The organism is Streptomyces angustmyceticus (genome assembly GCF_019933235.1).
Lineage (GTDB): Bacteria > Actinomycetota > Actinomycetes > Streptomycetales > Streptomycetaceae > Streptomyces > Streptomyces angustmyceticus.
On the sequence record NZ_CP082945.1, the window covers coordinates 21,243 to 47,554 of the forward strand.

A 26,312-nucleotide genomic window follows, 5' to 3' on the forward strand; every position below is an offset into this window, starting at 1 on the left:
CTGATCGGCTGCTACGCGGAGGGGGCCTATTCGCTCCACAGCTGCATTTCAGCAATTTCGCCCATGCGGGCCTGCCCGGTAGAAAGGTCCACAAGAATCGGCCAGCAGTCGAGGAGCATGTGGCGCGGGTTGCGGGTTTTCAGGTATTGCTCGGAGTTGAAGGGGGCGATTAGCAGCCCATTCTTTTCTCGTACTCGATCGTAATCGATTTTAAGAACCGGGTCGTACGGACCCGTCTCTCGCACAAGAAGTTCCTCTGCCGCCTTCAAAGCTTCGGGTTGACTCAGCGTCATTTCGTCCCCAGGAACTTGTAACTCAGGTAGGGCGTCGGGTTTGCGTGACCAGTCTGTCCGTCCAAAAATACTACATCGCCATCACGGTTGACCACATTGAAGACATGACCACCATCCTTATTGGCGCCATAGACAATACCCCGAGAACCGTCACCTGCCTCCTTGATGTCCTTCACGATATTGGACAACGATCTATTTCTGAACCGCTTTCCATAATACTTCTCCAGCGGCTCGAAGGGGCCACGTCCTAAATCAGGGAGAGCGGAGGTTGGTGCACCATCCAGGGTTCTATCAACGGCCAGTACACATGCACGGCAGTTTTTCTTACCCCCACCGGGGTTGACCATGTTCATCAGGTCTTCAGTCACGGGCGTCTTGTACCCGTCTCCCAGCACGGTCTTGCCACCGCCGCCTTCCCCCCAGCGGACATTCCCGACCCTGTTGAACGCTTTTTCATTCTTAACGGCCTTGACAAGATCTGTGGCATTGATGGCTGTCTTTCCCGCCTTGACCCAACGCAGGAATATGACCCCACCAAGGCGACCAGCTCTCCGCAGGGGCTCGTGCCCTTGTGCTTGTCGGGCTGGTCACTGGTCAGCCCTTCGTCGCGCTCCTCGGCTGGTGAGGGACTGAACAACGCGTCGGGCCCGGTCCGCTGAAGGTGACCGGGCCCCGAGCATCTCGGCTGTGGCTTCGGCAGTGCGTGTTTCTAAGCCCCGCTTGTGAGTAGCCTGGAGTCCTACGCTGGCGAAGTGTCCGAGGACGCAGGGCGGGCTGGGGAGAAGACCTGCCGGGGCTGCGGTGGACGGCTGAGGCCGGATGTGGCCCGCTGGGCGGCCGTCGGTCGTCGGTGCGTGCCGGCGCGGGTTCCTCGTAGTGGCCTGACCCTTGATCAGCCGCGCTGAACCTGTGGGAGCCGCTTCGACTAACTGAGCAGCTTCGCAGTGCGCTCCACGTAGAAGGCGGCGACGTAGTGCATGCCGTCCTCTCTCGTAGCGCCGAGCGTTTCGCATCAGCGCGCGAGACGAAAGTGGACTTGCACGCCCCGAACACCGATCACTCAACCTTCAAGGGCACACACTCAAGGTCCGCTGGCACAGGACACGGTGTGACTGAGCGCGGTATTTGGTCCCGATGGACAACTCCGATGCTCAGAATCGGCCCGGCAGTGACGCCGAGCCCAAGCTGGCCCGCCTGCTCGTGCCGAGCAGTGGAACCCCCGCCTCGCCCCGTGGGTCCCGCCCCGGCGTGAAAGGATCAGCGCGGCAGAAGAGCGACGGGCACCTGCTCGTCGAAGGTTTCGGTCAACCGGTCAAAGAGCGTCTGCCGCACGCTGGCACGCGCCGCGGCAAGCTCCTTGCGGGACTGGCCGTCGAATGGCTGGCGACCGGATCGAAATAGTCCTCCAGCGATGGGTATCAGCTGCTGAGGTCGAACACGCCCCACGCGGTGTACGGCTCGGCCTGGACGTAGATCCTGCTTCCTCGGCCGACGACCCGCCGGCGGCCGGGGGCGGGGCCCTCGGGCAGGGTGAGCAGGCCAACGTCCTTTGGTTCGACGGATGTTTCGGTCAGCGTTCCGTGGGCGAGTCGGTCGCTCTCCTCGCCGTAGCCGCCGTACAAGGCGACCCGATCGCCGTGGACGGCCACCGCATAAGCGCCCCGTACACGGTTCGCCCACACCGTCACGGGCCGGTCGGGGCGTAGCAGTCGAAGAGACCGGGGTGCGGGCATCGTCTGACGTCCAGGCCAGCCGGCCCGTGGCGCTCCAGCGGCGGATACCGACCGGGTTCTCGTCGAAGTGCCCGACCCAGATATGGCCGGCCTCGTCCACGAGCAGGTGCGCAATGGCGTCCCCGACGGAGAAGGACGAGGTCCGGCGGCCTTGCGCGTCGAAGACCTGGACCTGGTTCGCGTCCTCGTACCGGCGGGCGCGAGAAGCGGCGACGGCGAACCCGCCGTCGGGCAAGCGGTCCAGGTGCGGCGAGCGGGCCCGCACGGCGCTCAGCTCGGTGAGTTCGACGTTGCCGCCCGGATGGACGGTGACGACCAGGGCGTCGAAGGGCAGGACATCGCCGCCGGGACGCGGAGCGCGTTCGGCAAGCAGCCAGTGGGCGGCGCCGAAGACGTCGACGGTACTGGTCAGGACGTGGCGGTCGTGGAGTGATCGAGGGAGGTGAGCGTAAGGAACGAGGCGGTCTTCTGCACGGGCGGGCTCTCCTGGGTGGGCGGTCACGGCCATCGGCGTTGGGGTGAGCGGCGGCTGGCGGCGTGCGAGCGGTCGTGTGCGGGATGATCCCGCACATGGCAGCGGCCGCCCGGTCGCCGGACGGCCGCTGCCTCAACGAGTCGCTGTGCCTCAGCGTGAGGCACTCATGATGGGTCTGCCTACAGAGCTGCTCCCGTTTCCTTAGGGCATGTCAGAAGGATGTGATGCATCAGCGTCGCCTTCCGTCTGTCATGCGATCGGGGTGCTGCAAGTACTCTTCGATTTCCCTCACGAGCTGCTTCGCCTCTTCGCTCAGCTCTGGGTTCGCTGCGGCATTCAGTGCTAGTTGAACGGCTGCGAACGTGTGTGATCCGGCGCTTGTTCCGCTGACTTCACACACGAAAAGCGCTGCGTTCGCTGGCAGTTGCGGGGAGGTTGGCGAGTCATCTTTTGGCGGGCTTTCTTGTTCCTGCCTTTCGGCATAGAGCATTTCTAGATAGTCCCGTGCGTCTTCGTCACCTCGTTCCGCTGCCCACTGCCACCAGCGCAATGCCTCCTCATCGCGGTCCAGATATTCTAGAAGTTCCGCGATTCGGCGTGTTTCTTCTGCAGTGGCTTTGTACGCGCACTCGCGTGCCAGCAGCAGTACGAGTTCGCCCTTGGCCTCGGTGTGCTCCGAGGCATCGTCCGGGCAGGGGGCGGGGGCCGGGGGCCAGCCGGCGAGCTGGCCCCCCTCCGCCTGTACCGAGTCCTCGGGTGTCCGTGGACTCTTTGAAAGTGCCTGCTCGGAGCGTTCGAGCAGGGCCCATACGGCGAGGAGTCGAATGGCGCTCTGCTCGCTTTCCCGGTCCCAGGTGCTCATGCGGTTCCCTCCTCGCCGGTCTCGTTGACGAACTTCTTCAGATTGTTGATCGCTACGCGGATGATGCGCTTCACCGACTCCTCCTTAAGGCGCAGGCGCTTCCCGGCGTCTTCAGGGCTGATGTCCTGGAGAACGCACAGGGTGATGACCTGCCGCTGCCGGTCGGGAAGTTTGGCAACTAGTTCATCAATACCCTCTTTAATCATTTCGTAGGCGGCATCGGGGATGCCGATCTGCGATTCCTGTTCGGGCATTTCCTGTACCGGTGCGGGAGTCATGTGCTGGTTACGCCGGAACTGGTCGATCACCGCGTGCTTGACCGCGGTGCGGCCGTAGGCGACCGGGTTACCGGGCCGCGCAATGATCTTTTCCCATGACGTGAACATGCGCATGTAGGCGACCTGCACAGCGTCTTCTGCGCGGTGCAGGTCGCCGCCTGTCTCGGCCCGGGCCACGCGAGTGAACGCCTCGCTGGTCTCGAGGACGAACGCCTCGAAATCCGTGCCCCGGTCGGGCTCGGTCACGCAGCCTCCCGGGTGACGATCGCCGGCTGGCCCTGCTCCGCGTGCTTGTAGAACAGCCAGGCCGGCTGCCCTTCCTCGAAACGGGCCGCGGCCCCGCCCTCCGGCAGCGCCGCCGCCATCGCGATCATCGTCGCGCGCTGCTCGCGCTCCGCGCACGCCTGCAGATACGCCTTCAGGCACATCTCCACCACGCTCTTGGTGCGGCGCAGCGCGTAGTACGCCAGGAACATCAGCGGGACCGAGATCCCACTCGTCCCCATCCACTCGAGCCAGGTCACCAGACCGGCCTCCCATCATCGACTCGTTGGTGAGGGCCCTTACGCCCTCACCTCTTACACGCGCCGAGGGGCCGGAATCCGGATGCCGGAGACCAACCTTTTTCCCACGCACCCCAGTTACCTCATCAAAACCCCTCTGACCAGCGAAAACACGAGTCTTCATGCAGGACGGGCAGCCCGCCCATCGGGACTCCCGCCGATTGCCGGCACCGGTCAACAAGGGGGCGGGCTGCGCATCCGGCGGCTGGCAGGCCCTTGAGGCGCCGGCTCATCTCGGCGGCCCGGACGATTGGACGGGTGATGCTGCATCACCTCGATGAGGCAACAACATCAACTTCCCGGCGTTCCCGTCCCGAGCCAAGGGAGATCTGGGCCGGACGGCGACCTCAACAGCTACGACCGAGCTCCGGCGCCCTCCCGCCAGCCGACCAGCGTCACCAATGCGGCGGCTGCGCTGGCAACGGCGGCGACGTAGCCGGCCACTTGCCACACCCGTACCAGCGACGGGTAGGTCACCGCCAGCATTCCGCAGCCCAGCACCGTCACGGCCAGGGCCGCCGTACGCCAGGAGCGCCGTGCCATCGGCGCATCCGGCTGCAGGGTCACCGGTCCGACCACGGCGTCGAAGCGACCGCGTACGCCGTTGCCGAGCTTCCGTGGGCGATCGCGTAGGCGGTCACCCGGTCCGTGGGCGGCGGGCCGTCCACGGGCGGCTGGAGGGTGGGCGGTGTGAACGGCGCCGGTACCGGTGCGGGGACCGGCGGGCGCACCAGGGTGGCCGGTGCGGGCGCCTGATGGCATGTCGGGGTTGTCGTCATGTCGGGCTCTCTGGGGCGGGGTGCGCTGTGCGCCGGTGCCGCGCCCCTTTGGCGCGGTCGGGTGCCACCATCCGGCGTCGGTTCCCCGGATCCAGTTTTCGCGAATCCGCCAAACCCCCATGTCAGAACGCGGTTTGGGGAGAATTCGCGAGCGGTGGATCACAGGGTGCAGCGGTGCTAAGTGCAGTGGCGAGCAGCACCATGCAGGGGGCGCGGGTTAGCCGCGCAAGCGCAGTGGCGCCGAGAGATTCACCGATCCCACCTCTTCATTCGATGGCTACAGCCCTCTTGAGCCCCCGGCAGACGCCGGGGCTGCGTCGTGCTGCCCGAAGGAGACCACCGTGTCCACCTTCGAGACCCTCCCCCGCTTCACCACCGGCCTCCAGCGCTTCACCCCCGCCAGCGCCGCCGCTTCCACCGCGTCGTCCTCGACTCCTTCGTCCCCGATCTGCGTACCGGACTGTTCCGCCCCGGCCTGCGCATCAAGGGCGTGCGCGCCACATCCGGCGTCTACGAACTCACCTGGGCACAGAACGGCCGCGCGACATGGCAATACGGCCAGGAGAAGGCGTTCGGCATCTTCTCTGAGCTACGAGTGGACGAGCGCCGGCACGCTCCTGCATATGGTCGACAATGAGCGCATGGACGTCCCTGAGCTGCTCGAATCAGCCTCCCTGCTGGTCCCGGAAGAGACCGCCACCGAGAACGACATCACAGTGCGAGACGTCTGGGACTACCTCGCCCATGACGAGTGGGAGATCGCTCTGGGTCTGCTGGAGGAACTCGGGGACGGTCGCTCGATCCCTCTGGCGTTCTGGGAGAAGCTCGCCGAAGCGGCTGAGCAGCTCCGACTGGAGCGGAGCGCGGCCTGGTGCCATTGGCGGTGCGCCGAGATCCGCAACGGTGTGATCCGGGCAGAGCTGACGCTGAGCCCTGCCGGTGAGGGCCGACGCACGACACCAACCTCCGGCGCCGGGGTTCTGCGACCCATGTGGGACATCGGACACCTCTCGCCCACCGGTGAACGTGCGGTCAGCATCGCCGCGCTCTGGGTTGAGAACATGCCCACTCTGGAGCCCGGCGGGCAGGCCACGGTTCGCCTCGTACCCCTCACCCCCTCCCACTGGACGCACGTTCAACCCGGCCAGCAGATCACCATGCACGAGGACCCGACCATCGCCGGGACCGCAGTCGTTCTGGAGGTTCATCGCCCTGCACCCGTGCCCAGACAGTGACGTGGCCGGGCACTCGCGGCACGACGCCGATAGGTGTCCCCCAAAAGCTCCAGGGGCGGCTACTTGGTGGTTTCGCTGGTGCGCGCGGTGAGCTGGGAGAGGCCGGGTAGGCACAGGAAGACGTTGGTTCAGTCAACACGCCCGCCACATCGTCCGGCGCCGATCGGCACCCACACCATCCTCACCGGCCCCTGACCGGGCCACCCTGTGGGTCACGGGTGACGAGCACCGTCAGTCCGTCGTGCGGGAGTTGCGGCGGTCGATGCCGACCCAGGTCGCGGCCGTGGCCGCAGTGGTGACCACGGCAAAAGTGCCGAGGTTGCCGCCGGAGAACATCTGCTCGTCGTAGAGGCCGGCCCGGACGGGCACGGAGACGGCGAAGGAGAGGGCTCCCCAGCCCAGGCCTGCTAAGACTGCTTTCGTCACAGTGGCTGATCGCCCGTTCATGTCAGTTCCTTTCGCGTAGTGGTGCTCTGCTGCGGCAGGCGCAGGTCCGGGTCCGGCAGGCCGGTGAGCAGGTCCGTTCGACCTCGGCCTGGCACTCTTTTCTGGCCGCCTTCACGAGGACGGTTCCCAGGCGGGCCGGGGTGTATCCGGAAGGCGTCGGAAGCCGGTGTCGCCCGTGTTGTTCGGGGCGCGCGGCTTTCGTCGGCGGTCCGCCCACCGGACGCCGTTCGCCATGGGGCCGGAAGGTGATCGGCCCTCCGGGGCGCGGCTCCGTGACTGTGACGTCGGCTGCGCCGGGCGGTGCTTCGCGAGTGGCGCAGCGGCTTTGACGAGGTGCGGCCCGGCTTCGCGACGCAGCACGGCGCGCGGTGCGGCGCGGTGCCGGTGCGGCACGGCGCTGGGGTGCGCGCCGGTTGCGCTGCGGTGTGGCGCGGCAGGGTCCGCTGCGGTGTGGCGGGGTGTGGCGACGGTCGGCATCGTGTCGGGGAAGGGCGGGCGTTGGTGGGACTGTCGGTGGTCCATAGGTGAGGTGTCGGTGGCCGCTGGAACTGTGGGCCGTGCTGCCCAGCCGGGCAGCCGCACGTCCTTCAGCGCAAGGGAGCTCATCGCCATGGTGTCCACCTCCACCGCCCCGTCCTGGGATGTCCGACGGTTGCCGCGCGCCGACGGCCGTGTCGTCCTGGTCACCGGCGGCAACGCCGGCATCGGGTACTTCGTCGCGGAGCAGTTGTCGGCCACCGGGGCGACCGTCGTACTCGGCAGCCGCAACGGCGCCAAGGCCGAGGCCGCCATGGCCTCGATCCGGACGCGGGTCCCCGGCGCACGGGTGCGGGCCGTACGGCTCGACCTCGCCGGCCTCTCCTCGCTCGCCGCGACGGTGGCATCCCTGGACGTGGCGTGCCTCGACGCGGTGGTCCTCAACGCCGGCGTCGCCCTCGACAACCCACCGCGCAGGGAGACCGGAGACGGTCACGAGCTCATGTTCGCCACGAACCACCTCGGGCACTTCGCGCTGACCCAGCGGCTGATGCCCCTGCTCTCAGCCGCGCCGGCCGCCCGCGTGGTGACCATGGGCAGCTTCGCGGCGAAGTCGGAGCGGCTCGACCCGGACGACCTTCACTCCCGCCTGGACTACCGGCCCAAGCGCACCTACGCGCGCTCCAAGCTGGCGCAGATGCACTTCGGGCTCGAACTCGACCGCCGCCTGCGCGCCGTCGGCAGCACCGTGGCCAGCGTGGTGGTCCATCCCGGCGGCGCGCTGGACTCCCTCACCCCCTCACGGCCACCGCTGCCTGTGCGGACCACCGGCGCGCGACTGCGCGCCGCGCCGGCGGCCTTCCTCGTCCAGGGCAAGCATGCCGGCGCATGGCCCGCGGTCCGGGCGGTCCTCGACCCGGCGGTGAGGGGTGGCCAGTTGTGGGGACCGCGTGTCTTCGGCCTGCGTGGAGCACCTCGACGTGAACCGGTGTGGAAGCACCTCACCGATACCTCCACCGCGGCACGCTTGTGGGACACAAGCTGTCATCTGACCGGCCTCGACCTCCACCTCGACCATGACCTCGGGACCACGACACCCGGACAGCCCCGTAGCGGATGACTGCCGCACAACAGCCCGGCCGGTCAGCCGACAACGGCCCACGAACGCAACCACCCTGCCTTCAGCACCCCGGCCGGTCACCTCCGCACACTCGCCACAGCCCCTGCACCGGGACCGGGCAGGCAAGAAGGCAGGCAGGCAGGCAGCGACAGACCAGCCGGCGAACACCACATCGGCGAACGCAGCGCCGAGGAAGACAGGCAGCCACGCCGGCGATGATGCTCACGAGCATGTCGGCCACGTCACCGTGCCCCACACCGGGCTCCATTCCGACGGACAAGGCACCTGGCGGTGTCGGCGCAGGAGGGCGGAGCGCCACGGCCGCCCCCGGGATACCGCCTCAACCAGCGCCGGACCGGCAGCGGACGACAGCAGTCACCCGCGACAGGCACAGCGCCGCTCGCAGCCCGAACGCGTCAGGGAGCTGCTCCAGGCGGTCCGGCGAGGGGTGCAGCGGGATCGGGCTAACCCTGCGGGACCGTGCTCAGACGCTGGCCCCTGCACCCTCGCCCTCCCTGCGCCGCGTCCAAGACGTACGTGTCAGCCGCATCCTGACAGGCACTCCGGGCACTTCGCCTTGCATCCCACGAGACGTAGCACACCGTCGTTCGACGCACCGAGGACTTACTCGCAGCTTCCACAGCCGACGCCCTTCACCGAGTCACTCCCGACAGCGACGCCAGACCCCATCATCCGGGCCAGTGCTCCTGCAAGGTGCGGACGGTCTCGGCGATCGCCGGGCGCCGGCCTGCCCTGGCTCGCCACAACGCGTACAGCCGCCGTACCGGCGCCGGTTCCAGCGCAACCTCCACCACCCCGGCGGGCAGCGGGCCGCGGCCCAGACGGGGAACGAGGCAGATGCCCAGGCCGGCGGCGACGAGCGCCACCAACGTGGGGTTCTCGTCCGCCTGGTGGACGATCTGGGGCTCGTGTCCGGCCGTCCGCAGCGTCCGCACCAGCCATTCGTGGCACACCCGTCCCGGTGGCTGGCACACCCACCGCTCACCGCCGAGGTCCTCGCGCCGCACCGACTCCCGCCCCGCGAAGGGGTGCCCCTGCGGCAGCAGCAGCGTGCACCGGTCCTGCCCGATCAGCGCATGCTCCACCCCCGGCGGCAGCGTCAGCGGCGCGATGTCCCAGTCATGGACCACGCTCACGTCGACCGCGCCCTTGGCCACCATGTCGACAGACATGTGTGGGTCCACCTCCCTGAGCCGCGCGTCCATCGCCGGATGCCGTAGAGCCAGGTCGGCGAGGACCTCGGGCAACAGTCCCCGCGCCGCCGACGCGAAGGCGGCGACGGTGAGCCGCCCGGCCGGTTTCCCGCGCCGCTGGTCCAACTCGGTCTCCGCCCGCTCCAGGCAGGCCAGCACCTCGTCCGCGAGGGCGACGAGGTGATGCGCCTCGGGGGTCAGCCGGACGCCACGTCCCGCACGCTCGAGCAGCACGGCCCTGGTCTCCCGCTCCAGCTTGGAGATCTGCTGGGACACCGCGGACGGCGTGAAGCCCAGAGCGGAGGCGGCGGCGCCGACGCTGCCGTGCACGGAGACGGCGTGCAGGGCTCGCAGGCGCTGAAGGTCGAGCACGGGAGCCTCCCTCACGAGCGAAGCGACTGATGAGCGTTGCTTCATCCCACCATGCAGCAATCATCGCTGGTGCTTCATGGTCTGCGGCTGTGATCCTCGACCCATGCGACCTGCACACCTCGCCCTCGCCGTCCTCGTCGCCGCCGTCTGGGGCGTCAACTTCACCGTCGTCGAGATCGGCCTCAGCCACTTCCCGCCCCTGCTCTTCTCCGCCCTGCGCTTCCTCACGGCCGCGATCCCCGCGGTGTTCCTGGTACGCCGCCCGGTCGCGTGGAAGTGGATCGTGGGGGTCGGACTGGTCCTGGGCGTGGCCAAGTTCGGGCTGCTGTTCGTCGCGATGGACACCGGGATGCCGGCCGGCCTCTCCTCCTTGGTCCTCCAGGCACAGGCGGTGTTCACGGCCGTCATCGCCTTCGTCGTCCTGGGAGAACGCCCCTCACTGCTGGGCGGGTTGGGCATGGCCGTGGCCCTGGCCGGGATCGCCGTCGCGGCGGTCGACGAGGACACGTCCGGCGGACCGCTCGGTGCGTTCGCCCTGTGCGTCGCAGCCGCGGCCTGCTGGGGTGCCTCGAACGTCTTGACCCGCAAGGCCGCCCCGCCGGACGCGTTGGGCTTCATGGTCTGGGTCAGCACGATCCCGGTACTGCCGCTGCTGGCCCTCTCGGTTCTGTTCGAGGGCCCATCGCGCGACGTGGCGGCGCTGCGCACCCTCGACTGGCAAGGCGCGGGCACCGTCCTCTACGTCGCCTGGATCACGACCGTCTTCGGCTTCGGCGCCTGGGGCTGGCTGCTACGCCGCCACCCGGCGTCCACGGTGGCCCCCTTCTCCCTCCTCGTCCCGGTCTTCGGAATGTCGTCGGCGGCGCTCTTCCTGGGCGAGCCCGTCAGCGCACTGCGCTGGTGTGCGGCGGTTCTGCTCGTCGGCGGCGTCGCCCTGACCTCGCTGGCACCCCGCCATACGCCGCCGGCACCCGCAGCGCGCCCCGCGAACCACCCGGCGCAGAAGGCCGCCGTCAGCCGACCATGAGGCGGGACCCGCCCCGCTCCAGGCCCCGGCCAGCCCTAGCCACGCCGACGACAGCGACGGCGACGGCGACGGCGACGGCGACGGCGACAACAGCAACTGCAGGCCACGCGCCACCGCGAGGCGGCCGCGACATCCGCCGGCATCTGACCCGGCACCCGGCCAACGGCTCAGCAGCGCGGCGTCGGTCTCCGGTCGTAGGTCCGAAGCCCGTTTCGGCACCTGGGGGCGTGTGCCAGCATCGCTCCATGTCTCACTCCTGGCCCAGCCACCTTGAGGTGGGAGCGGTCCGCTTCGCCCGGCCGACCGCGAAGTACGACGATGTTCTGGTCTTCTACCGAGACGTCCTCGGGTTGCCGGTACTCGCCCAATGGCGTGGCCACCACGGCTACGACGGCGTCGTCATCGGTCTGCCGGACACCTCGGTGCACATGGAGCTCCTGCAGCACGGCGACCCGCCCCTCATCCCCGAGCGGCATCCGGAGAACCAGTTGGTGCTCTACCTCCGCGGCCCCGAAGCCGTCGCCGTCGCCGCCCGGCGGCTCGCCGAGCACGGGCACAGCCCAGTGCCCGCCGCGAACCCCTACTGGCCGGAACGCGGCGCCGTCCTCTTCGAGGACCCGGACGGCTGGCTGGTCGTACTGGCCCCCTGGGTCTTCGGCGAACAATCCCCACCCGCCGGCTGAACGAAGAAGCACAAGCCCCCGCCCGAATACCACGCCACGACGCCGGACCGACCACGACACGCAGCGGCTGCCACACTCCGACACCCCATCCAACGACGGCCAATCGACAGCTCCCTGCCGCGCGCCGGCTCGCACCGACAAAATCGGCGCGCGCAACGCCCCTCGATCGTCGAGCCCTCTCCTCCGGCCCCCGCAGCAGACCAGTCCGGTCCGCCACTGTCCGGCGTGGGGTAGCCCTTCCGCCCGGGTGTTGGAACAGGACGGCGGCGGGAGCAAGGCCACCGACCGGCGGTGGGCACTCAGCATGACCGACCGGCCCGCGGCAAAGTCCCCCCGCCGGCCAGGGATCCGGAACGGGCAACTGTGCCCTGGATGTGCGCAGCACACAGCGATCCAGGTCCGCTTCCGCCTGCTCCACCGGAGTGTTGTCGGGACGTCGGGCGAAGGCACGGTGTCACTGATCACCCTCTGGCCGCACACCACCCAGATCAGCGCCGGCGAGTTCACCGGCAAGACGACCATGGACCTACTGGTGCGGTGGCCGGACGGCGAAGCCCCCTCGCTCCGGGTGTCGACACAGCCGGACCCCACGGCGAGAGCAACGTCCGTCCGCAGAAGTCCTACTCGCCGCTCTCCGCGGTCATTGCGGTAGGCCAAACGCGGCCGCCCGGCGGAAGGCGTCGCCGCATGTGTGGCAGGACATGGGCGTGTGTTCGGCGAGGACGATCAGTGCATGGCGCACTTCCCTGCTCAGCTGGAAGAGCTTGCGGGCGGCGTGCCCGCCCTCGTAGACGGACAAGCGGAAGAGGCTGACAGCCTGTTCGTCGTGGTCGTCGGTGAAGGTGTGCGGGAGCCCGGCGAGCAGTTCGAAGTCACGCTTGCCGGTGGCCGCGTCGGCTACAGTCCGCAGCGGCAGGGCGTCGAGTTCCGTGGCCGGCATGGAGGCATCGGTCGCGACGGCATGGACGGCCAGGGACGCGAAGACCTCGATCAGCCGTTCGCCCGCCACCGTGGTGATGCCCCAGGTCCGCAGGTTCTCGTGGCGATCGGCCTGCCGACCCGGTTCCTGGTCCACCAGCGGCAACAGAACACGGCCCAGATGAGCACAACGACGCCACAGCAAGTCGGAATCCAGCATCAAGGTCGTTCCTCTCTCCGGAGAGTGGAGGGCTGCGGCCGAGACGCCATCGGACAGCCCTTTAAGGGGGCGCCCGGGACAGGTTGAATACCGTCCTTGCCAACGCCTACGCCAACGCCTACGTGAATTCGCGAACGGCCACGTTGCCGCTCCGCATAGCCGGTCGGCCTGAGGGCCGCGGTGAGGCAGATTCGTGCCGTACTTTTCCGCACTCGCTCGCCATCTCACGTCTAACATCCCGGCAGTGGCTTGGCGTTCGCCACCTGCGCCTGTAAAGGGGTATGAAAACTGTTGCTCCGTGTTCTGACGTCGCCCAGGTCGGGATGGTCCTTGAGCAAGGTGGGATAGCTGGCGGTTCGGTGCTTCCACCGCTTCCCACGGCCATCGGAAAACCAGATCATGTCGACTCTCATGTCGGTGTCCGGCGTCCATGAGCGGCCGAGTTCGTCCCGCATCATCTTGGCCGGGAAGGTGATCTTGGAGCACGGACCGACGGTGGCGATCTGCAGCACATAGGGCACCCCCGGAGCTGAGGCTCCTTTGCGGTGCGGGCCAGGGATCACGCTGATCACGACGTTTACGCTCGTCACAGGGTCCTTGGAACGGTTCGAGATGACCCCGGTACTCCCGCCGCCCTTCTCCCGATAGGACCAGGCGGAGACGAGATCCGCTTGCCTGCGGGCTTTCGCTTCGGCGTCCTCTCGGGACTGGTCCAGCTGATCCTTTGAAACTTGCGCAGAGTAGTAGGTGCTGATTCCAGTGAAGAGGAGTCCTCCGGCTGCGGTAATTATCGTGAATGCCGTGGCGATCTTGGCCCAGTCTGTGTGATGCCGCGGGGATTCCTGTGCCCCTTCCTGGCTTGCGCGGGCCGAGGCTCGTTCCCGCCCAATACGCCTACGCGCGCGTCTGAGAAGTGCACGCTGGTCTCCACCACGACCCACTTGATCCCCCCGGCCCTACCGAGATGCCGCCGCTTGGAGGATACGTACCCATCGAACGGCGACAGCATCGGGAAATCTCACTGGACGCCGCGCCTCGCCCCGACGACGAACGGCTGGTCCCTCTCAGCGCCGCCTGCGGCAAGAGAGGGACGGTCGCCCTGATCGGCGCTTTCGTACCCAGCCCGTGCATCGCCATTCCGGCGATGCACGAGGGTGGCGCGCGCGTCGTCTACCGGAGGTCTCCCTTCATGGCGGGGAAGCCCTGTACTTCGTGCCCGGCGCGCCCGCCGGGAACCGGCGGCAGCAGACAGGCGATCTCGTTCCCAAGGAGAAAGACAGTGCGCGCCCCGGGGGCCGGTCGGCCAGTTCCTGGGCGCGGACGGTGAGTTCGCTGAAGGGCAAGGGAGAGGCGCCGAACACCCCCTGACGGGCAAGCCCTGGACGTGCTCGTCGTCGCACGGACCCGCATGTCTGACGGCCGCTGGTGGTTCGCGGGCCGGGCAGTACTCGGCGCCCGCGTAGCTCCGGAGGACGGTCGGATCGCCGCCGAGTCCATACTCTGATCACGCGGGGCCGGTCCGTGCGTCTCATCCCGACCGGCCCCCACTGGGCCGGCGGCCCTGCACCCTGCCCACTCCTGGAGCGTGCGGCGGGCACAGGGCCGCACCCTGTTGACCGGTGGCGATGATGAGAGCCTCGGGCACGGTTGCTTCGTAACGGACGGCGAGCTTGTCGTATCTCGTGGCGACGGCGCGGTGGCGCTTGCGGTGGGTGGCGATCTGGTCGCGCTTCTCCCGGAGGGTGCAGCCGATCCCACGGTGACGCAGGTAGGGGCGGTTCGCTCGCGAGCCGTACGCCCTGTCGGCGCAGGTCTTGTCCAGGCGCCTGCGAGGCCCGGGGCTCCTTCTGCAGTTCCCCCCTTCTCCCGCTCCGGCGGCGTGCTGGTGACCTCGGGCAATCGCGGAGTCCGCCGACATGTCCCACGTGATCAGCCCGTCGGTGTCGGCCTGGCCTGAAGCTGTTCCAGGATCCGAATCCAGGTCCCGACGCGCAGCCAGCGCCGGGACAGCCCGTGCACGCGGTCTGCCAGTGTTGAGGCCGGATCCAATTTTTCGGAGTTCGGCGGTCTGAGCATGTCGAGAACGTGCCACCGGCTCCGTCCCAGGAACATCAGCGGCCACCCACCGGCCGCACGAGGAAGAAGGAGAAACCAGCATGGCGATTCAGCGGATGGACAACGTCGGCATCGTCGTCGAGGACATGGACGCCGCCATCGCGTTCTTCGTGGAACTCGGAATGGAGCTGGAGGGCAGGGCGGAGGTCGAGGGTCTCGTCGCCGACCAGTGCACCGGACTCGACGGCGTCCACTGTGACATCGCGATGCTCCGGACCCCGGACGGTCACAGCCGGCTAGAGCTGGCGAAGTACCGCAGCCCCGCGGCGATCAGCGCCGGGCCACGCAACCGGCCGCACAACATCCTGGGCACGCACCGCGTCATGTTCGCCGTCGACGACATCGAGGACACCGTGGCCCGCCTGCGCCCTCACGGCGCCGAACTCGTCGGCGAGATCGCCCGGTTCGAGGACAGCTATCTGCTCTGCTACCTCCGCGGCCCGGAGGGCATCATCGTCGGACTGGCCGAACAACTGCATTGAGAAGCTCCACCAGCTCGCGGAACCGAACCATGCAGCCGAGCGGCGGTCAGCGCCACCAGCGCGAAGACCACGACCAGCCGCAGCCGCAGACTGGTCCAGCGCAGCAGCCCCGAGGGGCGGCCCAGTATCCGCAGCATCGCCGCAGGAACACATCAGGACACCAAGATCGTCGAATGAGCCGGTGCCATGTGACGCGGCAGGGAGAATCTCCCCCGTCGTGTCACGCGGCACCGGCGACACCATTGCGGTCCGGCCCGCCTTCCCCACGCCGGCATCTCAACGGAAATCCGTTGGGCTGCCCGGCCTGCTTCAGGCAGGATCGGCTCGTGGACACCTACCTGGAGACCCAGCGCCTGGCCCTGCGCCGCTTCACTGCCGACGACGCAGACCTGCTGATCGAGCTGGACAGCGACCCGGCAGTAATGCGCTACCTGACCGGCGGCCATCCCACCCCGCCGGAGACGGTCCGCGAGCGCCACCTGCCCAACATCCTCGCCGGCTACGAGAAGTGGGGCGGCGACCTCGGAGTGTTCGCCGCGCACGAGAAGGACGGCGGGGCGTTCGTCGGCTGGTTCATCCTGCGTCCCGAGCCGGAGGGCCCGCCGGACGAGGTCGAACTCGGCTACCGGCTGCGGCAGGCGGCTTGGGGCAAGGGCTATGCCACCGAGGGCTCGCGGGCCCTGCTGGGCAAGGCGTTCACGGAGCTCGGTGTGCGCAGGGTCTGGGCGGAGACGATGTCCGTGAACCACGGTTCGCGCAACATCATGGCCAAGCTCCACATGACGCTCGCGGACACGATCCCCACGCCCCCCGATATGGAGAGGGCCGAGGGCTCCGAGCACGGAGGTGTACGGTACGAGATCACCAAGGAGCAGTGGGAGCAGCGCGCCCTGATCCAGCGCCTTGGTCCGGCGCACTGTCCTCGTCCCAGCCATGCGCCGCCGGCCTTTCGTCCACCATCGCAGCCCGCTTGTCCCGCGGCTTCACGCTGAGATTGCAACGGTGCCCCTGACGGGCCGTGGAATCCGCAGGCGCGGGCATGACCGGTTCCTGCCCGCCGATCGCCAGCGCCGGTGCGGGAGGCAGCGGTCCCTTGGATCCGTTTCCCCCGATCGGTCTGCCCACCACCACAGCGGTTCGGTCAGCCAGCCTTGCCGGGAGCACAGGCACAGGTCTCCTCGGAGATCACGGCGCGCCGCAACTCCATGATCACGGGATCTGTGTCTGTGCTGTTTGTGTTCACGAAATCCGGCATCGTCCGGGCGACGGGCTCTACGCGACCGTGAGCACGATCTTTCCCTGGATGTGCCCTTGGGCGGCGCGCTCGTGCGCTGCCTGTGCGTCCGCGAGCGGAAACGTGCTGTCGATCGCGGTACGGACCGTGCCCGCGTCGAGCAAGTGCCCCAGTTCGGCGAGCTGAGCGCCGTTCGCGCGCACCTGCGTGCCGGTGACGGTGACACCCAGTTGCGTGTTCTCCTCGTCGTCGAACTCCCCGAAGTACACCGGGTGAAGGGCGCCGCCGCGCTTGAGGGTGGGCAGGAAGCGGCGGCTGGCGGGGCCTCCGACGGCGTCCAGGACGAGGTCGATGTCGCGGACGGTGTCCTCGGGACGCTGCTTGGTGTAGTCGATGAACTCGTCGGCGCCGAGCTCGCGCAGGAACGTCTCGTGGGTTCCGGAGGCCACGGCGATGACGCGGGCCCCCTTCCACTTGGCCAGTTGCAGGGCAAGGTGGCCCACGCCGCCGGCGGCGCCGTTGATCAGCACTGTGGTGTCGCTGTTCAGCGCCGTGGGGCGGTGCTTGGCCTGCTGGAAGGGGGAGGGGTGATCGTGTCCGACCTCGATCAAGTACTGCCATGCCGTCAGCCCCGACATGGGCAGTGCCGCGGCGTGCGCATGGCCGACAGTGGCCGGCTTGGGGGCGAGGTCGGATGCCGGAGCGGTGACGTACTCGGCGTACGCCCCGCTCTGCATCAGCTCGGGGAAGCGCAGCAGGCCGACCACCTCATCCCCGGCCGTGAAGTCCTGGATGTCGTCGGCGACGGCTTCCACGACACCGGAGATGTCGGTCCCCGGAATCAGGGGCAGGTCGAACGGGGGCCTGAACTCGGGAGGGATGCCGGGCATGCCCTCGCGTACGTACCAGTCGGGCGGGTTGAGGCCGACCGCGTGCACGCGGACGAGCACCTCGCCCGGCGCCGGCTCGGGAACCGGCACCTCCTCGTAGCGCAGCACCCCGGGGCCGCCGAACTCGTGCAGCCGGATCGCCTTCATCGTGTGGGTCGGCATCGTTTCTCCCCTGCCCATAGCGCGGGATACGCTTATTCGGATCAGCGATCCACATAAGTGGACCAGTGATCCGAATATACGGATCACTGAACCGTTTAGTCAAGCGAGGGACCGATGCGGGCCGACGCCAAGAGGAACCGCGACCACCTGCTCGCCGTAGCGGGCACCACCATCACCGAGCAAGGCATCGACGTATCGATGCGCGACATCGCCCGCAGGGCCGATGTCGGGCTCGCGACACTGCTGCGGCACTTCCCGACCCGCGAGGCACTCCTGGAAGCCCTGCTCCACACGAGCTTCGACGAACTCACAGCCAAAGCGACCGCGCTCGAGGCATCGGAGGCAGCCGAAAGCGCTCTCGTCTCATGGGTCCGCGACTGCGTCGCGTGGACCACCGAGTACCGCGGGGTGACCGTGCTGATGGCGGCCGCCATCGAGGACCCCGAATCCGCACTCCACGCCGCGTGCGTCACGCTGCGCGCGGCCGGCGCCCGGCTCCTCGCCCGGGCTCAGGCCACAGGTACGGCGCGCAGCGACATCGACGGCGACGACCTGTTCGCGCTGATCTCCATGCTCGCCTGGACCGGCGATCAACCCGCGCTTGCGCCTCGCGCCCCTCGCCTCTTCGACATCGTGGCAAGCGCCATTCTGGCGAGCGCAGGCAGGAGCCAGGGCAGGGGCGTACACGACGAACAGTGAAAACGCCGATCACCGGCACACCGGCCCGCAGCACCACAACCACCCACCCGCCGAACGCCATCGCTGCGACCGCCCGCCCGGCGATCGCCTCGGCGATACGGATCGTCGTCTCGTCCGCTGCCGGCAGCGCTACGCGCCCGCGCAGATCCTCCAGGCTCCGGACGTGCGCGGAACGGCTTGCCTCCTGCACGCCCAGTTGCCGTGCCACCTGCGACATGGCCACCTGGTCGAGTACCACCTCGATCAGCCGGCTCAGCACCCGCGACCGTCACCCGTTCCGCCGTCAACCCGGCCCGCGCGGACCGCGACGTCAGCGCAGGGTGTAACCACCGTCCGGATACAGCGTCGACCCGGTCGTGAAGCCGTTGCCGAAGAGGAACAAGACAGCTTGGGCAATCTCGTCCTCCGTGCCGAGCCGGTGCAGGACGGTGTCCCTGCGGTACTGGGCGAACGCCGCCTCCCGGTCCTCCTCCGGGCGGTGCGCCCAGAGGTTTCCGTCGATGGTGCCGGGCGAGACGACATTGACCCGAACCGGCGCCAGCTCCACGGCCAGGCCCCGGCCCAGCCCCTCGACCGCGGCATTGCAGGCCGCATAGGCGGGCGCTGCGGCCGGCGGACGGGCACCGGCGGCGCCTGCCATCAGAACGATGGAACCGTCCTCCGCGAGCTTGGGCACGGCCGCCTTCACCGCGTGATACTGGCCCCAGAACTTGGAGACGAAGGGGCTCTCGGCGTCCTGGTCGCTCAACTGCATCATGGGCCCGACCCGGTAGGAGGCCGCGGAGGTGAACAGGTGGTCCACGCGGTCGAGTTCCGTGAAGAACGAGGCGAGCGACGTGCCGTCCGTGATGTCCACGGTCCGCCATGTCGCCCGGTCGCCCAGCTCTTCGGCGGCCACGGCGAGGCGCGCGGAGCTGCGCCCGCCGAGGACGACCTGGGCGCCGGCCGTAACCGCCTGGTGAGCGACGCGTAAGCCGATGCCCGAGCCACCCCCGATCAGGACCACGGTGCGCCCTCGAAGAGGACGATCCGCGTCGGGCAAATGACCGTTGCGGAAAGACAGTTCATGCATACCGGCGGACTCCGGAGGGTGTGGACATTCTGCGGGCAGTCTTCTCGATGCCGACAGCGCGCCGGCCGGTCACGGTATTCCCCACCGCTGCCCGGATGCCGGATGTGACGGCGGCCGGCGGGCTGACTGACTGACCGACCGACCGACCGACGGATGTTCACGAAAGCTCCATATAGACGTACAACCATTCACATCTGCCGGAGGTCTGGTGTGCGGAGTCAGCGGACTCCAGACCGATTCGGGTCCCGGCGGCCGTGTCCCATCCATGCCGCGGGCCCCCTTCCCTTTCGAGGAATAGATGCGCACTCGAGCCACTGTTGCCGCACTGTCCGGCGCCCTGGCCCTTACCGCCCTCACGGTCCCGACCGCCCAGGCCGCGGATGCCCCGGGCGCCCGCGCCGCGGCGGCGCGGATCTCGTCCTTCGCCGCGAAGGCGCCCGCCAAAGTCTCCGCGAACGACGGTCGGGGCGACACCAGGATCACGAACGTCACCGTCAACGGCGGCAAGGACATCGTCGTCGGCACCAGCCTGAAGAAGACGTACACCGTCTCCGTGACCGCCACCGACCCGGCCGGCATCTACGACGGCTATGCGTTCCTGTGGCACGGCACCGACCTGAAGAACGGTGTCGACGGCGCCATGACGCCGAGCGCCAAACACGGCACCTGCAAGGCGGTCAACGCCACGACCGCCACCTGCTCGGTCACCCTTGTCGCGGACCCGAAGTCCACCGTCTACGGCAACATCCTCGCCGGCCGCTGGCATGTGTTCGCGTCCGCCGTCGGCAAGGACGGTGACTACATCACCAAAGACACCTACAAGTCCTCCTGGGTCAAGCGGGCCTCGCAGCTGACCACCAATGCCGCACCGGAGCCCGTGGCCAAGGGCAAGACCGTCACGGTCACCGGCGCCCTGACCCGCGCCAACTGGGACACCCACGCCTACGCGGGCTACACCCAGCAGTCCGTACAGCTGCAGTTCCGCAAGAAGGGCGCCGCCGGCTACAGCACCGTCAAGACCGTCACCTCCGACAGCCGCGGCAACCTCAAGGCGACCGTGAAGGCGTCCGCCGACGGCTCCTGGCGCTACGCCTTCGCCGGTACCTCGACGACCGCGACGGCGACCTCGACGGGCGACTTCCTCGACGTGAAGTAACGGGCGCCCGCGCACTACCGAAAAGGGGCCTGCCGACACGGTGTCGGCAGGCCCCCGCCCGTGGCCGTCCGTTGGTGGAGAGCACCTCGCCGCCGTCCGGCCAGGCGACGGACCTACCCGGACTCCGGGAAAACCTCATGGGCACGGCATCCCTGTCTCCGCACCGCGTCGCCGACCGCGGCTCCCGTGAGTTCTACGGATGCAGCACGACCTTCGTACGGCCCTCGATGCGCGTGTCGAACTTCTCGCATGCCGACGGAGCTTGGTCGGGCCGGGTCGTGCGAGACGACGAAACTCGGCTCGGCCCGGACTGCGTATTGGTCTGTCCGGGTGATAGTCACGTCAAGACGGTGGTGTTCTCTTGGTCATTTCGGGTTAATGGTGGTGACCGTTATCCGGTGGGTTGCCCATCTCTCCGGGGAGAGAGGTAACCCCTGTGGTGCGCGGATGCGTGGTACGTGTCGGCGGTCTCTCTCTGTCCCGGTGTGCAAGCGGTGATCCGGCGCGCGTATACCGGCGCCGCGCGACGCGGGCCCCGGTGGGAATTCTCGGGTGGCCCTCTCAGCTGAGAGAGGCTTGTCATGGAATCAACTACGGGTTGGTGGGGAGCTCCGGCGGTAGCCGGGGCCCGGCCGGTTGTACCTGCCGGTGGATCTGAGGTGGCCACTGTACGGGGGCTTGCGGCCGCGCCGTTCAGTGCGGCGTTCTCCACGGTGACGATCCCGGCGGGCACGACCCCGCTGGCGGTGGCCGTGGCGCAGAACGGCAACGTCTACGTCGGCAACGCCAATTCGGCCAACGTGACGGTGATCAACAGCACCACGAACACCGTCCTGGCCACCGTCCCCGCCGGCTCGGACCCGGCCATGATCGCGGTGGCGCAGAACGGCAACGTCTACGTCACCAACCAGAGCTCGAACAACGTGACGGTGATCAGCAGCGCCACCAACACCGTCCTGGCCACCGTCCCCACCGGCGGGGGCCCGTTCGCGCTGGCGGTGGCGCCGAACGGCAACGTCTACGTCGCCAACAGCACGTCCAACAACGTGACGGTGATCAGCAGCGTCACGAACACCGTCCTGGCCACCGTCCCCGTCGGCGCGGTCCCGGACGCGGTGGCGGTGGCGCAGAACGGCAACGTCTACGTCGCCAACCGGAACGCGAACACCGTGACGGTGATCAGCAGCGCCACGAACACCGTCCTGACCACCCTCCCCACCGGTGGTTTCCCGGGCTATGCGGCGGTGGCGCAGAACGGCAACGTCTACATCGCCAACCAGACCTCGAACAACGTGACGGTGATCGACAGCGCCACGAACACCGTCGTGGCCACCGTCCCCGCCGGCTCGGTCCCGGGGGTGATCGCGGTGGCGCAGAACGGCAACGTCTACGTCACCAACACCGTGTCGAACAACGTGACGGTGATCGACAGCGCCACGAACACCGTCCTGGCCACCGTCCCCACCGGCGGGGGCCCGTTCGGGGTGGCGGTGGCGCCGACCGGCAACGTCTACGTCGGCAACAGCAATGCCAACAACGTGACGGTGATCAGCAGCACCACGAACACGGTCGTGGCCACCGTCCCCGTCGGCGCGTTCCCGTTCTCGGTGGCGGCGGCGCAGAACAGCAACGTCTACGTCACCAACGCCAACTCGGCCAACGTCACGGAGATCTCGCCGTTGACGGTGACGACCTCGCCTGCGGCGCCGGGGTGCGGGCAACCGGTGACGTTCAGCATCTCCGGAGGGACTCCGAACGGAACCGCGGTGGTGGACTTCGGGGACGCCAGCCCCACGGTCACCGTCCCCCTGGACGCCACCGGGAGCGGGCAGACCACCCACACCTACACCGCCGGTATGTTCACCGCGACCGTGAACGGCAACCCCACCCCCGTCACCGTGAGCACCACCCCCACCACGACGACGCTGTCGGTGACGCCGAACCCCTCCGCCTGCGGGCAGAGCGTGACCGTGTGCGCCACCATCACCCCGACCGCCGCCACCACCACAGTGCCGACCGGCACGGTCACTTTCACTCTCCCCAACGGCCAGACCCAGATGGTCCCCGTCGACGCCTCGGGGCAGGCCTGCTTCACCACCACCGCCCTGACCACCGGCACCCTCACCGCCACGTACAGCGGTGACAGCTGCTTCACCGGGTCCACCACCAGCACGCCCGTCACCGTGAACCCCACCCCCACAAAGCTGACCGCGCAGCCAGGCACGATCCGGCTCCGGCTGACCCCGCTGCCCGAGTTCTACATCCCCACCCTCAGCGCCACCCTCACGACCACCTCGGGGATGCCGGTGGCCGGTCAGCCGGTGACCTTCACCGCCACCACGCTCTTCGGCCCGGTCAACCTCGGCACCGCCATCACCGACGCCAACGGCACCGCCACCATCCACAACGCCGTCGTCCCCGTCTTCGCCGTCGCCACTCCCTTCTACGCCGCCACCTTCCCCGGCACTTCCTGCTACACCGCCGCCACCGCCCACGGCATCCTGCTGTTCATCCCCCTCCCGGGCTGACCTCATGGCTCCGCAAGCCCCAGGTTCCCTGGTCTGCTGCGACGGGAGGAAGACTTCGTGGACCAACTGCACGAGTCGGCCGTCCAGTCGTGGGAATGGCGGCCTGTGTGGGGGTTCCAGGGGCTGCGGAGCCCTGCGTGCGGTCAGGCGGTTCCAGCATCGGCTGTCCCCGATCCGCCTGCCGCCTCAGTACTGTGGCTTCGTATGACCGACACCGAGAACGAGATCACCGCGGACCTGGTCCGTGACCTGCTGCTGGAGCAACATCCAGACCTTGCAGGGTTGGCCGTCCGCGAGGTGGCGGGCGGCTGGGGCAACCACATGTGGCGGCTCGGGGACGAGTTGGCCGTGCGCATGCAGCGGATGGACCCCACCCCGGAGCTCCAGCTCAAGGAGCGGCGGTGGCTACCCGTGCTGGCCCCGCGCCTGCCGCTCCCGGTGCCGATCCCGGTGCGATTCGGCGAACCGTCCGAGCGTTTCCCCAAGCACTGGACCGTGATGACGTGGGTTCCTGGGGAGCCGCTGGACCACAGCTCGATCAGCCGCGGCGCCGACGCGGCCGACACGCTGGCGGACTTCCTCCAGGCGCTCCATCTGGAGGCGCCCGCCGAGGCGCCGATCGCTACGGACCGCGGTGCCCATCCCAGGAACTGCGCGGACGGCTTCGAGAACTTCTTGCAGGCCGTTGGTCCCGACGACATCGCTGCCGACGTCCGGGCCGTCTGGGACGACGCCGTTGCGGCCCCCGCGTGGGAGGGCCCGCCGGTGTGGGTGCACGGCGACCTCCATCCCGCGAACGTCGTCGTCTCGGACGGAACGCTCTCGGGCGTCGTCGACTTCGGTGACCTGTTCGCCGGCGATCCCGCGTGGGACCTCGCCGCCGCATGGGTGCTGCTGCCCGCGGGCACGGCCTCACGGTTCTTCGACATGTACGCGCATGCAGACGAGGCGGCGATCCGGCGCGCCCGCGGGCTGGCCGCCTTGAAGAGCCTCTTCCTGATGCTCATGGGGCAGAACGGAGATCGCGGCCTTCCCGGCGGCAAGCCGAACTGGGGTCCTGTAGGCCGGGCGGCACTTGATCGTGTTCTGAAGGGCGTTTGACCCACGCTTCGCGGTTTTTTTGGGGGGTGGGGCGGGCCCGCGGCCCTTTCCCCGGGCCGGATAGTCTGGGCCGGTCAGCGAAGATCACGGAAAGGTGAAGCACATGGCGGACATCATGGAGACGGCGGCTCGGAAGGTCTTCGAGCGCTACGACCTCAACGGGGACGGTCTCGTCACCGCGGATGAATACCGCAAGGTCGTGGCGGAGTTGGAGGGCTCGGAGATCACCGAGGCTCAGGCCCAGGAGCTGATCGACTCGCTCGACACCAACGGCGACCGCCAGATGTCCTTCGAGGAGTTCTGGGCGGCCATGAAGGGCTGAGACCGCAGAATCCGGTATGTGACCTCCGGATGCACCAGCACGCGGATACCCCGGGGCCTCGTGCGCCCGGGGTCTCGTGCGTCTCAGGGCTCGTACACCCTGGGTCCCGTGCGTCCGGGTCCTCGTGCTGTCGGCCGTCGCGCACGGGAAGGCAGCGTGATGCGCCGGACGCAACGCCAGGGCCGCACCGTGCAACTATGCCGATATGACATCCGGTCGGATCATCTTCCTCAATGGCACCTCCAGTTCAGGGAAGTCGAGCATCGCGCGGGAGCTCGTGGAGATCCTGGACGACGGCGTCTTCTTCCATCTGGCGGTGGATGGGTTCAACGCGATGCGCAGCAAGCGGGAGCTCGGGGCGGAGGAGCTCGATGCTGCGTTGCGGCGGACCAGGATGGGGTTTCACCGCTCGATCGCGGCCATGTCCGAGGTGGGCAACGACATCGTGGTCGACCATGTCCTCAGTGAACCGTGGCGGTTGCTCGACTGCCTGACGGTGCTGCGGCCCGAGGACGTCCTGTTCGTCGGCGTCCACTGCCCGCTGGACGAACTGACCCGCCGCGAGCAGGCCCGGGGCGACCGCCCGCCAGGTCTCGCAGCGCACCAGTACGGCCTCGTTCACGTCCACGGCGACTACGACCTGGAGTGCGACACCAGCACGGCGAGCCCACGTGAATGCGCCCAGCGGATCAAGGAGTTCCTCCCGAACCGCCCGAGTCCCACCGCCTTCTCTCGCCTCCGCCGGCGCTACCCAGCGGATGGTCAGGGGCACGCGACAGCCAGGCACAGTCTCGACGGGACCGACGATCCCGTTCATGCGCCCGGGGCCTCGGAGATGCGATGCGTCGCGGACGCGGCTTCCCTCTGATGGCATCCTTCGCCTCCCTGTGAGGCCCGAGGGATCACCGACCGGCGGACGCCTGGCCGGCCAACGGTTCCCAGGAACCCCGATCCCGCGTCCCCCGATTTCCCGCTGCGGGCGGAATCTCCGCAGGTCACGGCACGGGACATCCCAAAGAGTCTCAAGGGTCATCTCCTCCGTGGCGATGGGCTGCTGACCACGACACGGTGTTCACCGACCGGCGGCGCGAGGCGTCCGGCCAGGGAACGAGCCGCCGATGGATGAAGGAGGACTCACATGAAGGTACGCAGGATGGTCATGCGGCGCGGCGCGGCCGCCGCGGCTATGAGCATCGCGCTTCTCGGCGGGATGACCGTCGCCGCCCCCGCCCACGCCGGCACCACAGCCGCGGCCCGAGGAGCCGTACCGGCAGCCGCCGGGGCGGACCGGATCGCCGCCGGCCCGCCGTGCAAGGTCTACCACCATGGTGTCGTCCGTCTGGGCGTGCACACCTACTGCTCGAACCAGCCCTCTTGGCGCAGGCACCGTGCGCGTGCCACCTGCGTCAACCACAGCAACCCCCGGATCACGTATACGCGGTGGGGTCCCTGGCGCAAGCCCGGCCAGAAGTCCTCGATGAGCTGCAACTTCGAAGACGGTTACGACTACCCCTGGGTGGATCTGCGGTAGCGGGCGGCGCGGGGCACGACGTGGGACGGCGGGCCGGTTCAGTGCAACCGGGCCGTCGCCCTCCCGCGCTTCCCCTCGCGGGCGCCCGGTAGCGAGGAGGCCGGCCGACGTCACGGAGTGCGGCCGACGAGAGCCCGCGTAAGCGAACAGGTGCGAACGCGGACGAAAGTCAAGGGGTGAGGAGAGGATCTGGCGGCGAGTGATAGATTCTCAACAAGCGTTTAGTTTTGAGCAGTCGGCCGTGAAGTCCGCGGTGGGGCCCACACCTTGGGGTCCGCACCGCATCGTGGAGAGCGAGCACCATGCGCATCCTCATCACCGCAC

29 protein-coding genes and 2 pseudogenes are annotated in these 26,312 nt (G+C 68.5%); 15 read left to right on the top strand and 16 right to left on the bottom strand.

The genetic code is table 11. The features are described 5' to 3' along the window. Positions 1-26: 26 nt before the first annotated feature. On the bottom strand, positions 27-293 hold the full coding sequence (locus K7396_RS00050; RefSeq protein ID WP_086718979.1) for a YrhB domain-containing protein: 267 nt from the start codon (positions 291-293) through the stop codon (positions 27-29). Next, on the bottom strand, positions 290-661 hold the full coding sequence (locus K7396_RS00055; protein WP_143589132.1) for a toxin glutamine deamidase domain-containing protein: 372 nt from the start codon (positions 659-661) through the stop codon (positions 290-292). The genes K7396_RS00050 and K7396_RS00055 overlap by 4 nt, the downstream gene beginning before the upstream one ends. Before the next feature lie 766 nt (positions 662-1,427). On the opposite strand from K7396_RS00055, the gene K7396_RS00060 reads away from it, so the two are divergent. Continuing rightward, complete coding sequence (locus K7396_RS00060) at positions 1,428-1,694, top strand: hypothetical protein (protein ID WP_143589142.1); 267 nt, start codon at positions 1,428-1,430, stop codon at positions 1,692-1,694. A 17-nt stretch (positions 1,695-1,711) separates the two neighbouring features. Here K7396_RS00060 and K7396_RS00065 read toward each other — a convergent pair whose 3' ends face one another. Next, the gene (locus tag K7396_RS00065) at positions 1,712-2,026 is read right to left on the bottom strand and encodes a hypothetical protein (protein WP_223659500.1); all 315 of its coding nucleotides are present in this window, start codon (positions 2,024-2,026) and stop codon (positions 1,712-1,714) included. Between the two features lie 151 nt (positions 2,027-2,177). Here K7396_RS00065 and K7396_RS00070 point away from each other — a divergent pair, with 151 nt between their 5' ends. Continuing rightward, positions 2,178-2,459: a hypothetical protein gene (locus K7396_RS00070; RefSeq protein ID WP_223659501.1), complete on the top strand. Its 282-nt coding sequence runs from the start codon at positions 2,178-2,180 to the stop codon at positions 2,457-2,459. A gap of 271 nt (positions 2,460-2,730) precedes the next feature. On the opposite strand, the gene K7396_RS00075 is transcribed toward K7396_RS00070, so the two are convergent. The 5 genes from K7396_RS00075 to K7396_RS00095 all read right to left on the bottom strand — a co-directional run bounded on the left by K7396_RS00075 (position 2,731) and on the right by K7396_RS00095 (position 4,983). Next, entirely contained in the window at positions 2,731-3,363 is a 633-nt protein-coding gene (locus K7396_RS00075; protein WP_143589141.1) for a hypothetical protein, read from the bottom strand. Beyond that, complete coding sequence (locus K7396_RS00080; protein ID WP_086719069.1) at positions 3,360-3,887, bottom strand: RNA polymerase sigma factor; 528 nt, start codon at positions 3,885-3,887, stop codon at positions 3,360-3,362. Before K7396_RS00080 ends, K7396_RS00075 begins: the two co-directional genes overlap by 4 nt. Beyond that, on the bottom strand, positions 3,884-4,165 hold the full coding sequence (locus tag K7396_RS00085) for a hypothetical protein (protein ID WP_086719068.1): 282 nt from the start codon (positions 4,163-4,165) through the stop codon (positions 3,884-3,886). Before K7396_RS00085 ends, K7396_RS00080 begins: the two co-directional genes overlap by 4 nt. A gap of 393 nt (positions 4,166-4,558) precedes the next feature. Next, a complete protein-coding gene (locus K7396_RS00090; RefSeq protein WP_143589140.1) occupies positions 4,559-4,771 on the bottom strand; it encodes a hypothetical protein in 213 nt (70 codons plus the stop codon). Next, on the bottom strand, positions 4,768-4,983 hold the full coding sequence (locus K7396_RS00095) for a hypothetical protein (RefSeq protein WP_143589139.1): 216 nt from the start codon (positions 4,981-4,983) through the stop codon (positions 4,768-4,770). The genes K7396_RS00090 and K7396_RS00095 overlap by 4 nt, the downstream gene beginning before the upstream one ends. Positions 4,984-5,606: 623 nt before the next feature. On the opposite strand from K7396_RS00095, the gene K7396_RS00100 reads away from it, so the two are divergent. Beyond that, positions 5,607-6,218: a hypothetical protein gene (locus K7396_RS00100; RefSeq protein WP_223659502.1), complete on the top strand. Its 612-nt coding sequence runs from the start codon at positions 5,607-5,609 to the stop codon at positions 6,216-6,218. Between the two features lie 231 nt (positions 6,219-6,449). Here the strand turns inward: K7396_RS00100 and K7396_RS00105 are convergent, their stop codons facing one another. Next, positions 6,450-6,665, bottom strand: coding sequence for a hypothetical protein (locus K7396_RS00105; protein ID WP_143589138.1), 216 nt, complete (start codon positions 6,663-6,665; stop codon positions 6,450-6,452). A gap of 610 nt (positions 6,666-7,275) precedes the next feature. Here K7396_RS00105 and K7396_RS00110 point away from each other — a divergent pair. Further along, positions 7,276-8,262, top strand: a complete 987-nt coding sequence (locus K7396_RS00110) for an SDR family NAD(P)-dependent oxidoreductase (protein ID WP_086719065.1) — start codon at positions 7,276-7,278, stop codon at positions 8,260-8,262. A gap of 689 nt (positions 8,263-8,951) precedes the next feature. Here the strand turns inward: K7396_RS00110 and K7396_RS00115 are convergent. Continuing rightward, entirely contained in the window at positions 8,952-9,848 is an 897-nt protein-coding gene (locus K7396_RS00115) for a LysR family transcriptional regulator (protein WP_086719064.1), read from the bottom strand. Between the two features lie 103 nt (positions 9,849-9,951). Between K7396_RS00115 and K7396_RS00120 the strand changes: the two genes are divergently transcribed. Then, the gene (locus tag K7396_RS00120; RefSeq protein WP_086719063.1) at positions 9,952-10,875 is read left to right on the top strand and encodes an EamA family transporter; all 924 of its coding nucleotides are present in this window, start codon (positions 9,952-9,954) and stop codon (positions 10,873-10,875) included. Positions 10,876-11,120: 245 nt separating this feature from the next. Next, on the top strand, positions 11,121-11,558 hold the full coding sequence (locus tag K7396_RS00125; protein ID WP_086719062.1) for a VOC family protein: 438 nt from the start codon (positions 11,121-11,123) through the stop codon (positions 11,556-11,558). Between the two features lie 640 nt (positions 11,559-12,198). On the opposite strand, the gene K7396_RS00130 is transcribed toward K7396_RS00125, so the two are convergent. Beyond that, positions 12,199-12,696, bottom strand: a complete 498-nt coding sequence (locus tag K7396_RS00130) for a hypothetical protein (protein WP_086719061.1) — start codon at positions 12,694-12,696, stop codon at positions 12,199-12,201. Between the two features lie 230 nt (positions 12,697-12,926). Then, the gene (locus tag K7396_RS00135) at positions 12,927-13,268 is read right to left on the bottom strand and encodes a hypothetical protein (protein ID WP_143589137.1); all 342 of its coding nucleotides are present in this window, start codon (positions 13,266-13,268) and stop codon (positions 12,927-12,929) included. A gap of 1,584 nt (positions 13,269-14,852) precedes the next feature. Here K7396_RS00135 and K7396_RS00140 point away from each other — a divergent pair. Then, positions 14,853-15,293: a VOC family protein gene (locus K7396_RS00140; protein WP_086719059.1), complete on the top strand. Its 441-nt coding sequence runs from the start codon at positions 14,853-14,855 to the stop codon at positions 15,291-15,293. Positions 15,294-15,619: 326 nt separating this feature from the next. Further along, positions 15,620-16,285 (top strand): GNAT family N-acetyltransferase, encoded by a 666-nt coding sequence (locus K7396_RS00145; RefSeq protein ID WP_086719057.1) that lies wholly within the window; start codon positions 15,620-15,622, stop codon positions 16,283-16,285. Positions 16,286-16,565: 280 nt separating this feature from the next. Here the strand turns inward: K7396_RS00145 and K7396_RS00150 are convergent, their stop codons facing one another. Continuing rightward, entirely contained in the window at positions 16,566-17,579 is a 1,014-nt protein-coding gene (locus K7396_RS00150; protein WP_174886819.1) for an NADP-dependent oxidoreductase, read from the bottom strand. Between the two features lie 114 nt (positions 17,580-17,693). Here K7396_RS00150 and K7396_RS00155 point away from each other — a divergent pair, with 114 nt between their 5' ends. Continuing rightward, positions 17,694-18,278 (top strand): TetR/AcrR family transcriptional regulator, encoded by a 585-nt coding sequence (locus K7396_RS00155; protein ID WP_086719493.1) that lies wholly within the window; start codon positions 17,694-17,696, stop codon positions 18,276-18,278. A gap of 70 nt (positions 18,279-18,348) precedes the next feature. Here K7396_RS00155 and K7396_RS00160 read toward each other — a convergent pair. Beyond that, positions 18,349-18,592: pseudogene (locus K7396_RS00160) on the bottom strand (TetR/AcrR family transcriptional regulator); the annotation flags it as partial. Further along, complete coding sequence (locus K7396_RS00165; protein ID WP_233476758.1) at positions 18,589-19,284, bottom strand: SDR family oxidoreductase; 696 nt, start codon at positions 19,282-19,284, stop codon at positions 18,589-18,591. The gene K7396_RS00165 and the pseudogene K7396_RS00160, both read right to left, overlap by 4 nt. Before the next feature lie 364 nt (positions 19,285-19,648). On the opposite strand from K7396_RS00165, the gene K7396_RS00170 reads away from it, so the two are divergent. Next, a complete protein-coding gene (locus K7396_RS00170; RefSeq protein ID WP_086719495.1) occupies positions 19,649-20,506 on the top strand; it encodes a calcium-binding protein in 858 nt (285 codons plus the stop codon). A 193-nt stretch (positions 20,507-20,699) separates the two neighbouring features. On the opposite strand, the pseudogene K7396_RS35845 reads toward K7396_RS00170, so the two are convergent. Then, positions 20,700-20,814 (bottom strand): annotated as a pseudogene (locus K7396_RS35845) (aldehyde dehydrogenase); the annotation flags it as partial. 351 nt (positions 20,815-21,165) lie between these two features. Between K7396_RS35845 and K7396_RS00175 the strand changes: the two are divergent. The 5 genes from K7396_RS00175 (at position 21,166) to K7396_RS00195 (ending at position 25,988) form a co-directional block, all read left to right on the top strand. Then, positions 21,166-23,034: a virginiamycin B lyase family protein gene (locus K7396_RS00175; protein ID WP_152104256.1), complete on the top strand. Its 1,869-nt coding sequence runs from the start codon at positions 21,166-21,168 to the stop codon at positions 23,032-23,034. Positions 23,035-23,238: 204 nt separating this feature from the next. After that, a complete protein-coding gene (locus K7396_RS00180) occupies positions 23,239-24,135 on the top strand; it encodes an aminoglycoside phosphotransferase family protein (protein ID WP_086716575.1) in 897 nt (298 codons plus the stop codon). A 103-nt stretch (positions 24,136-24,238) separates the two neighbouring features. After that, complete coding sequence (locus K7396_RS00185; RefSeq protein WP_086716574.1) at positions 24,239-24,457, top strand: EF-hand domain-containing protein; 219 nt, start codon at positions 24,239-24,241, stop codon at positions 24,455-24,457. Between the two features lie 205 nt (positions 24,458-24,662). After that, positions 24,663-25,325 (top strand): chloramphenicol phosphotransferase CPT family protein, encoded by a 663-nt coding sequence (locus K7396_RS00190; RefSeq protein WP_086716573.1) that lies wholly within the window; start codon positions 24,663-24,665, stop codon positions 25,323-25,325. 270 nt (positions 25,326-25,595) lie between these two features. After that, positions 25,596-25,988 carry a hypothetical protein gene (locus tag K7396_RS00195; RefSeq protein ID WP_086716572.1) on the top strand — a complete coding sequence of 131 codons (393 nt, stop codon included), beginning with the start codon at positions 25,596-25,598 and terminating at the stop codon, positions 25,986-25,988. Positions 25,989-26,312 lie beyond the last annotated feature (324 nt).

Coding starts and splice junctions, on each gene's coding strand:
- K7396_RS00050 (WP_086718979.1), bottom strand. CDS start 293: ATGACGCTGAGTCAACCCGAAGCTTTGAAGGCGGCAGAGGAACTTCTT.
- K7396_RS00060 (WP_143589142.1), top strand. CDS start 1,428: ATGGACAACTCCGATGCTCAGAATCGGCCCGGCAGTGACGCCGAGCCC.
- K7396_RS00065 (WP_223659500.1), bottom strand. CDS start 2,026: ATGCCCGCACCCCGGTCTCTTCGACTGCTACGCCCCGACCGGCCCGTG.
- K7396_RS00075 (WP_143589141.1), bottom strand. CDS start 3,363: ATGAGCACCTGGGACCGGGAAAGCGAGCAGAGCGCCATTCGACTCCTC.
- K7396_RS00095 (WP_143589139.1), bottom strand. CDS start 4,983: ATGACGACAACCCCGACATGCCATCAGGCGCCCGCACCGGCCACCCTG.
- K7396_RS00100 (WP_223659502.1), top strand. CDS start 5,607: ATGGTCGACAATGAGCGCATGGACGTCCCTGAGCTGCTCGAATCAGCC.
- K7396_RS00105 (WP_143589138.1), bottom strand. CDS start 6,665: ATGAACGGGCGATCAGCCACTGTGACGAAAGCAGTCTTAGCAGGCCTG.
- K7396_RS00110 (WP_086719065.1), top strand. CDS start 7,276: ATGGTGTCCACCTCCACCGCCCCGTCCTGGGATGTCCGACGGTTGCCG.
- K7396_RS00120 (WP_086719063.1), top strand. CDS start 9,952: ATGCGACCTGCACACCTCGCCCTCGCCGTCCTCGTCGCCGCCGTCTGG.
- K7396_RS00125 (WP_086719062.1), top strand. CDS start 11,121: ATGTCTCACTCCTGGCCCAGCCACCTTGAGGTGGGAGCGGTCCGCTTC.
- K7396_RS00130 (WP_086719061.1), bottom strand. CDS start 12,696: ATGCTGGATTCCGACTTGCTGTGGCGTCGTTGTGCTCATCTGGGCCGT.
- K7396_RS00140 (WP_086719059.1), top strand. CDS start 14,853: ATGGCGATTCAGCGGATGGACAACGTCGGCATCGTCGTCGAGGACATG.
- K7396_RS00150 (WP_174886819.1), bottom strand. CDS start 17,579: ATGCCGACCCACACGATGAAGGCGATCCGGCTGCACGAGTTCGGCGGC.
- K7396_RS00155 (WP_086719493.1), top strand. CDS start 17,694: ATGCGGGCCGACGCCAAGAGGAACCGCGACCACCTGCTCGCCGTAGCG.
- K7396_RS00170 (WP_086719495.1), top strand. CDS start 19,649: ATGCGCACTCGAGCCACTGTTGCCGCACTGTCCGGCGCCCTGGCCCTT.
- K7396_RS00180 (WP_086716575.1), top strand. CDS start 23,239: ATGACCGACACCGAGAACGAGATCACCGCGGACCTGGTCCGTGACCTG.
- K7396_RS00185 (WP_086716574.1), top strand. CDS start 24,239: ATGGCGGACATCATGGAGACGGCGGCTCGGAAGGTCTTCGAGCGCTAC.
- K7396_RS00190 (WP_086716573.1), top strand. CDS start 24,663: ATGACATCCGGTCGGATCATCTTCCTCAATGGCACCTCCAGTTCAGGG.
- K7396_RS00195 (WP_086716572.1), top strand. CDS start 25,596: ATGAAGGTACGCAGGATGGTCATGCGGCGCGGCGCGGCCGCCGCGGCT.